The organism is Longimicrobiales bacterium (genome assembly GCA_035764935.1).
GTDB lineage: Bacteria > Gemmatimonadota > Gemmatimonadetes > Longimicrobiales > RSA9 > DASTYK01.
In genome coordinates this window covers 1-6,338 of record DASTYK010000026.1, presented here as the reverse complement: position 1 = coordinate 6,338, position 6,338 = coordinate 1, and the positions used below count along the sequence as shown (strand labels likewise).

Genomic DNA, 6,338 nt, shown 5'->3' with positions numbered 1-6,338 from the left:
TCCTCGCGGGCGGTGCAGCGCTGCATCACACCGAAATACGTGCGAGGGGGTCGGGCGGGATCACGTCGGCCGGGATCACGGGCTTTGAAGCGGGTGGGGTGGGCGGGTCCGGTCGGGTGGGCGGGTCCGGTCGGGTGGGCGGGTCCCGTTGGGTGCGCGGTCCGGTTGGGTGCGCGGGTCCGATCAAAGGCAACGTTGCACGCGTCGGCCGCCCCAGGAATCCGAGCAACATTGCCGAGCATAATCAAAGGCAATGTTGCGCGCGTCGCTCGCGCCCCGAATCCAAGCAACATTGCCGAGCATAATCAAAGGCAACATTGCACGCGTCGCTCGCCCCATGGATCCGAGCAACGTTGCCTTGGATGTCGTGCTCGTCGCTGGCGACTCCGCCCTCTTCGATCGCGCACCCACAGCCGATCGCGCCAGCCCCCGCAGCCATCGCGCCCCGTAGCCGATCGCGCACCCACAGCCGATCGCGCCAGCCCCCGCAGCCATCGCGCCCCCGCAGCCGATCGCGCCAGCCCCCGCAGCCGATCGCCCCCGCCGCCGATCGCCCCGACCCCGCAGTCGATGCCCCCCGGGGACGACCGCTACTTCCCCATGCGCATGGCGCCATCCATGCATCCCCCGCCCGACCGAAGAGGGCGCAACGCGGATGCCGACCCCGGCCACCACACCGGAAACGCATCCGGAACCCGTCGCTCCGACACCACCGACACCCGAGGCATCATGGCCACCGCATGCACGCACCTGGACCAGATCCGCGACGTCGATCCACGCACTCCCGACGGCTGCGAAGAATGCCTGCAGAGCGGCGACCGGTGGGTTCACCTCAGGCTGTGCCTGACGTGCGGCCACGTCGGGTGCTGTGACAGCTCACCGAACCGGCACGCGACGAAGCACCACCACGCGACGCATCATCCGATCGTCCGCTCGTTCCAGCCCGGGGAGGACTGGTCGTGGTGCTACGTCGACGAAGTGACGATTCCGCCGTCGGACGTGGAGGCGGCGATCGAGTGATGAACGCGCGAGCGGCCTGTCACTGCGCCGTTCGTTGGAACACCAGCCCGCGCACACGGCCCTGGTCCAGGAGGAACCCGCTGATCCGGCCGCCGCTCCGCTGAAACCGAATGACCATGGTGCCGGCCTGGAAGCTGTCGCGCTGCAGTGGGCGGAGCGTGCGCGAGGGGGATGATCCGGGCATCACGAGCTGAAGCGCGTCGTCCTCGAGGCGCACCTCGTAAGTTGCATCGAGCTCGTCACTCCGGAAGCGACCGGCGTAGGCGCGCAGCTCGGCAACGCCGGGGCTGACCGTCTCGATCGCGCGGAACGTCGTGGAGCTGCCCTGCAGGTTCTGGTGCAGACGCACAGGAGGGCCGGCGTCGAAGCGGAACGTGAGATCCACCGGAACGTCGGCGCGGAACTCGTCGTCAGCGATCGGCACGAGCGGCCACTCGCGCCCGAATGCCTCGAGCATGAGCACACTGTCGCGCATCACCACCCGACGCACCTCGCCGCTCGCGCTGTCCTGGTAGGTCCCGGTCCAGCGGCGCAGCTGCGCCGTGGACATCGTTACCGCCCGATGCTCTGCATGCGACGTCGCGACCGCACCGTCCGCCGCGCGCAGCCGATCGGCCAGGTAGACGTCGGCGACGCGCTGCGCGAGGGTGGAGGGGTCCGTCGTCGCAAGGTTGCACAGCACCGCGACCGAGACGCGTTCGTCCGGAAAGCGCAGCAGCTCCGCCCGGTAGCCGCCCCATGAGCCGCCGTGACTGACCGTACGCGCACCGCGGTACTCGTCGATGAACAGGCCGAGCGCGTACTCCAGCGTGTCACCGGACGAGAGTCGGCCGCGGGTGTGCAGTGCATCGAGCAGTGCGCGTCCGCCGACGCGCGGCTCGTAGAAGTTGCGGTCCCACAGCAGCAGGTCCTCGACCGTGGTGAACACCGCGCCGTCGCCGGTCTGCTGCCAGTTGGACATGTCGATCGCGTATGTGCCGTCGCCCTCGGGGGCGTAGGCACTGGCGCGCTGCGGGATGACGAGCCGGTAGTCGTCGCGGAACAGCGTGCTGCGCATGCCGAGCGGCGCGAAGATGCGCTCGCGCGCGAACTCGGGCAGCGTCCTGCCGGACACGCGCTCCACGATCACCGACGCGAGGAAGTAGCCCGAGTTGCTGTAGAGCCACTCCGCGCCCGGCTCGAAGTTGAGCGCGTGCTGCCGCGCGATCGCGGCGAGCGCCTCGTCGTCGCCGGTCACGTCGTCGATGTCGGTGCCCGCCATCGTCATGAGGCCGATATAGTCGCGCAGCCCGCTGGTGTGGTTGAGCAGGTGGCGGATCGTGATCGGCCGACCGTAATCGGGCAATTCCGGCACGTGCTCACGTACGTCGTCGTCGAGCGAGAGCAGGCCATCCTGTTCCAGCAGAGCAAGCGCCGCCGCGGTGAACTGCTTGGATGTCGAGCCGATGTCGAACACCGTGTGCGCACCGATGGCGACGCCCTGCTCCAGGTCCGCCATGCCGTAGCCCCGCGCGTACGCGATTGCGCCGTCGCGGTACACGCCGAGCGCGCAGCCGGGCGAATCGGTCCGGTTGTATGCGACGAAGAGGCTGTCGACGCGCGCGTGCAGCGCGTCGGGATCCTGCGCGGCAAGCTCCGACGCGGGCGCGAGCAGGGTCGCTGGAAGCAGGAACAGGCCCAGGACGGTGGCGCTGCAGCGAGCGTGGCTTGTCATGGTCGCGCGGGTCGCAAGGGAAGGTGGCTCGGAGGGTACATGGTACGACGGAGCGGTCGCGAATGCGACAGGAGAGTGGAGCCGGCCGGCGGGAGGAGGCGCGGCGTCGCGCGCGCCCCGCTGAGCAGCACACCGGCAAACCCGGCCTCGGGATGCGTCGCCGTGTCCGCAGTCGATTACAGGAACCGGTGCATCACGTAGACATCGACCAGCCCCAGGCGGCCGTGTCGAAATGCGCGTGGCAGGGTCCCGGCAATCCGGAACCCGAGTTTCTCGTACAGCCTCACCGCCACGCTGTTCGTGCTCACGACATAGTTGAACTGCATGGCGAGGAAGCCCGCGCTGCGCGCCTGCGCGAGGCTGTGCTCGACGAGGGACCGCCCGATTCCGCGCCCCTGCGCGGCCGGGTGTACCAGGTATGTCGCGCTCGCGACGTGCGAGCCGAGGTCCGGGTAGTTGGCCCCGGCGCGGTACATGCCCAGGAGGCCATGGTCGTCTTCAGCGACCCAGGACGGCTGCGAGCCGAACCAGTGCGTGCGGAACGTCGCCCGGTCCAGCGAGTCCGCGAATGGAAGCGTGTCGCGGGTAGCGATCACGCTCTGGAAGATGGCCCACATCGCGTCGAGGTCCGGCTCGACGGCCTGTCGAATCTTCATTGTACCGCTCCGTTGTGCATGCGGCGGGTGCCGCCCTGCCCTGGTCCTGCGCCCAACGGATGACGAGCCACCGGACCGGCCAGCAACAGACCCGCCGTGCCGGCTCCGGCGCTGGCAACGCCGCGAAGCCCGATCACCCTGATCGCACGCGGCCACCTGCAGCAAGTCCGCCCTCCAGCACCAGCAGTCCCGCGCGGCTGCATGATCCCGTCCGACCGGCTCGCACGCATTGTGGGCTGACCACCTCATCACCAGCGAGGTCCCCATGCGAGCCGAACACCGCCTGACGCGAACGCTTCTCCTGATCCTCACCGCCGCTGCCTGCTCGGACGGCGGTGATCCTGCGGGTCCGACGCCGAATCCGCAGCATCCCGATCCGACGCCCGGCCTGACACTGTCGGTGTCGAGCGCGCCTCCCGGCACCGTCATCGCACTGACGGGTGTGCCCGCCTCCGCATCCCCCGAGACGCACTGGATCGAGGTAGCGGGTGAGCGCGCCCCGCTCATCCTGGAACAGGGAGAGGCGGCGTTCGTCGTGCCGGCATTCCTGGACGAGGCGACGATGTGGCCGGCGCCGCCGACGGGTGCGCAGGACGTAGCGCTCATGTCGGCGTCGGGTACGCAGGCTCTTGCAGCAGCCGCGCTCACCGTGCGGCCGCTCGAGCCCGCCGACGGCACCACCGCACTCGTCGTGCATGCGGTCGGCATCATCGGGCCGACGCTTGCCGCCGCGGCGAACGCGATGCCGGCCGGCACCGGCGAGCCGCGCCGCTTCCTGCAGGCGATCGGCGGCGGCCTGGACTCCCTGGCGGCGAGCCCCGACGTCGCACTGCAGTCGGCACTCGCAGAATTGCAGTCACAGCCCGAGCAGCTCCGGCTGCTGGACGCTCTGCTCGCCTCCAGCGGCAACGCCGACCGTATCCTGCGCTTCAGCACGACGCTGCTGCGCGTGGTCAACGGCCTGAGCGCGGAGGAAACGGATGGCGCGTTCGCACGCTTGACGTCGAAGGCAGTCGCCGGCGACGCGATCGACGTGCTCAGCGACGAGATGCTCTCCGAGCTCATGCAGCTCGCCGTTTACCTCGAGCAGAACGTCGAATTCCAGAACGAGCTCGGCTCCGATCTCTCATCCGTGCTCAGCCTCGCCTCCGTGCTCGGCATCGATGCCGACAAGGTCGCACCGATCGGCAAGGTGCTGGATGCGATCGGCGTGCTCAGCTCGCTGCAGGCGCTGGTCGTGAAGACGTACGTGCTGTCCGCGCTGCCGTCGCGACTCGACTCGCTCACGGTCGAGCTCGCACGCGACACCATCTCGCCCGAGGCCGTGACGGACGCGACAGTGAAGGTATTCGCGTCGAACGAGCCCGATCCGGTTTCGCTGGGCGACTACTTCTCCGTGTTCCAGAACGTCGCGGGCCTGTTTGCAAAGGGTGACTACTTCGAGAAGGCGGCCCACTTCCTGATCGGCAAGAGCAGCGACCTGCTGAAGTGGATCGCGGACAACGATGACTCGTTCGAGTACGATTCCAACCTGCTCGACCTGTGGTCGCTGCCGGATGCGTCGTTCGAGGCGACGATCGTCACGCGCGAGCTCGTCGTGCTGAAGGCTGCGGACCAGGGCGTCGTGGCACCACTCGAGACACAGGTCAACTGGACGGCGACGGCGCTCGACTCCGGGAGCACGACCGTCACGGTGGAGCCGTCCATCGGCCCCGCGAACATCCCCGTGCTGATGGAGTGGTTCGCCGACTTCATCAGCGAGAACTCGGGCAGTGCATCCGACCTCGTGCTCGGCGCGTTCGGCGCGGACATCGTCGCGTCGGAGCCGGTCGAAGTGTGGGTTGCGCCCAACGACGAGGAGATCCTCTTCACCTTCGACAGCGAGCTGGAGGGGTGGGAGCCGGGCACGATCGAGGAGAGCTACGACGAGGACGAGGGCTGGGGCACCTCCGAGTGGCAGGAATGGTGCGGCGACGATCGCGAGGAGGGGTGCGTCAAGCTGGACGGCACCGGCGGCGGCGGACGGCCCAACGCCTGGATCGAGCGCGACATCGAGATTCCCGCATCCGCATCGATGCTGTCGTTCCTGACGTCGCCACACAACCGCAACGGCTCGGGCAGCGACTACCGCATCCGACTGGTCGATGCCGGCGGTGCAGCACACACGCTGATCGACTGGACCAGCACGAGCGGCAGCGCACCCGACCTTTCCTGGGAGGAGGTCAGTGTTTCGATCGCCCCCTGGGCAGGTCAGACCGTCCGGTTCTTCTTCGAGGGACGCGACAACGGGCCGGGCTCGCACGAGCAGCGCTACTACGACGACATCCGGATCCACTAGGCGACCTGCGAACAGTTCGGACTCTGCCGCGGCAGGGCATGACGATCCGTCGTCAGCGCCCTGCCCGCTCCGGCAGCAGCGTGAGATCGCGACGGAGCCGCCACAGCTCGCTTTCAGCCTGCACCACCAGCACCGCCGATCCTGCCAGAGCACCACCAATCGCCCGCGACGGATCGCGCTCCTCATCATCGAACGAGCCGAACCCGCTGCGTTCGACGACCACCATGTACGCGACGTCGCTCGTGCCGACCACACACTCGTAGACGGCATACGGCGCGAGCCCGGCCGACCGGCGCACCACGTTCAGCACGTCCTCGAAGGCGGCACGTTGCGCAGGTGAAACGTGGTACGTGACCACCTGCAGCATCCCCGACGGTGAACGGTCCTCGAGTGCCATCGTCGTGCTCAGCTCGCGTCGCAGCCGCACCAGCCAGCGCGCCGTCGCGCTTGCGTGGCGGGCGAATGACGACGCCGCGTGCGCCGCATCACCCGCCGGGTCCACGCGCTGATCCAGCGCCGCAAAGCCGATCCCGAAAGTGCCGTCGATGAACTCGCCCATGCGCCGGCCCGCGATCACGTCCCACCCGTACCAGGGCAGCGAGTCCGCCTT

Annotated in this window: 5 protein-coding genes; 2 read left to right on the top strand and 3 right to left on the bottom strand. The window is 68.7% G+C overall.

What is annotated here, in order from left to right:
* The first annotated feature begins 729 nt into the window (after positions 1 to 729).
* On the top strand, positions 730 to 1,020 hold the full coding sequence (locus tag VFU06_01795) for a UBP-type zinc finger domain-containing protein (protein ID HEU5208117.1): 291 nt from the start codon (positions 730 to 732) through the stop codon (positions 1,018 to 1,020).
* A gap of 19 nt (positions 1,021 to 1,039) precedes the next feature.
* On the opposite strand, the gene VFU06_01790 is transcribed toward VFU06_01795, so the two are convergent.
* Positions 1,040 to 2,734 carry a serine hydrolase domain-containing protein gene (locus VFU06_01790; protein ID HEU5208116.1) on the bottom strand — a complete coding sequence of 565 codons (1,695 nt, stop codon included), beginning with the start codon at positions 2,732 to 2,734 and terminating at the stop codon, positions 1,040 to 1,042.
* 176 nt (positions 2,735 to 2,910) lie between these two features.
* Positions 2,911 to 3,390: a GNAT family N-acetyltransferase gene (locus VFU06_01785; protein HEU5208115.1), complete on the bottom strand. Its 480-nt coding sequence runs from the start codon at positions 3,388 to 3,390 to the stop codon at positions 2,911 to 2,913.
* A 265-nt stretch (positions 3,391 to 3,655) separates the two neighbouring features.
* On the opposite strand from VFU06_01785, the gene VFU06_01780 reads away from it, so the two are divergent.
* The gene (locus VFU06_01780) at positions 3,656 to 5,728 is read left to right on the top strand and encodes a hypothetical protein (protein HEU5208114.1); all 2,073 of its coding nucleotides are present in this window, start codon (positions 3,656 to 3,658) and stop codon (positions 5,726 to 5,728) included.
* A gap of 52 nt (positions 5,729 to 5,780) precedes the next feature.
* On the opposite strand, the gene VFU06_01775 is transcribed toward VFU06_01780, so the two are convergent.
* Positions 5,781 to 6,338 (bottom strand): hypothetical protein (locus VFU06_01775; GenBank protein HEU5208113.1); only part of this gene is annotated, 558 nt, incomplete at its 5' end.

Coding starts and splice junctions, on each gene's coding strand:
- VFU06_01795 (HEU5208117.1), top strand. CDS start 730: ATGGCCACCGCATGCACGCACCTGGACCAGATCCGCGACGTCGATCCA.
- VFU06_01790 (HEU5208116.1), bottom strand. CDS start 2,734: ATGACAAGCCACGCTCGCTGCAGCGCCACCGTCCTGGGCCTGTTCCTG.
- VFU06_01785 (HEU5208115.1), bottom strand. CDS start 3,390: ATGAAGATTCGACAGGCCGTCGAGCCGGACCTCGACGCGATGTGGGCC.
- VFU06_01780 (HEU5208114.1), top strand. CDS start 3,656: ATGCGAGCCGAACACCGCCTGACGCGAACGCTTCTCCTGATCCTCACC.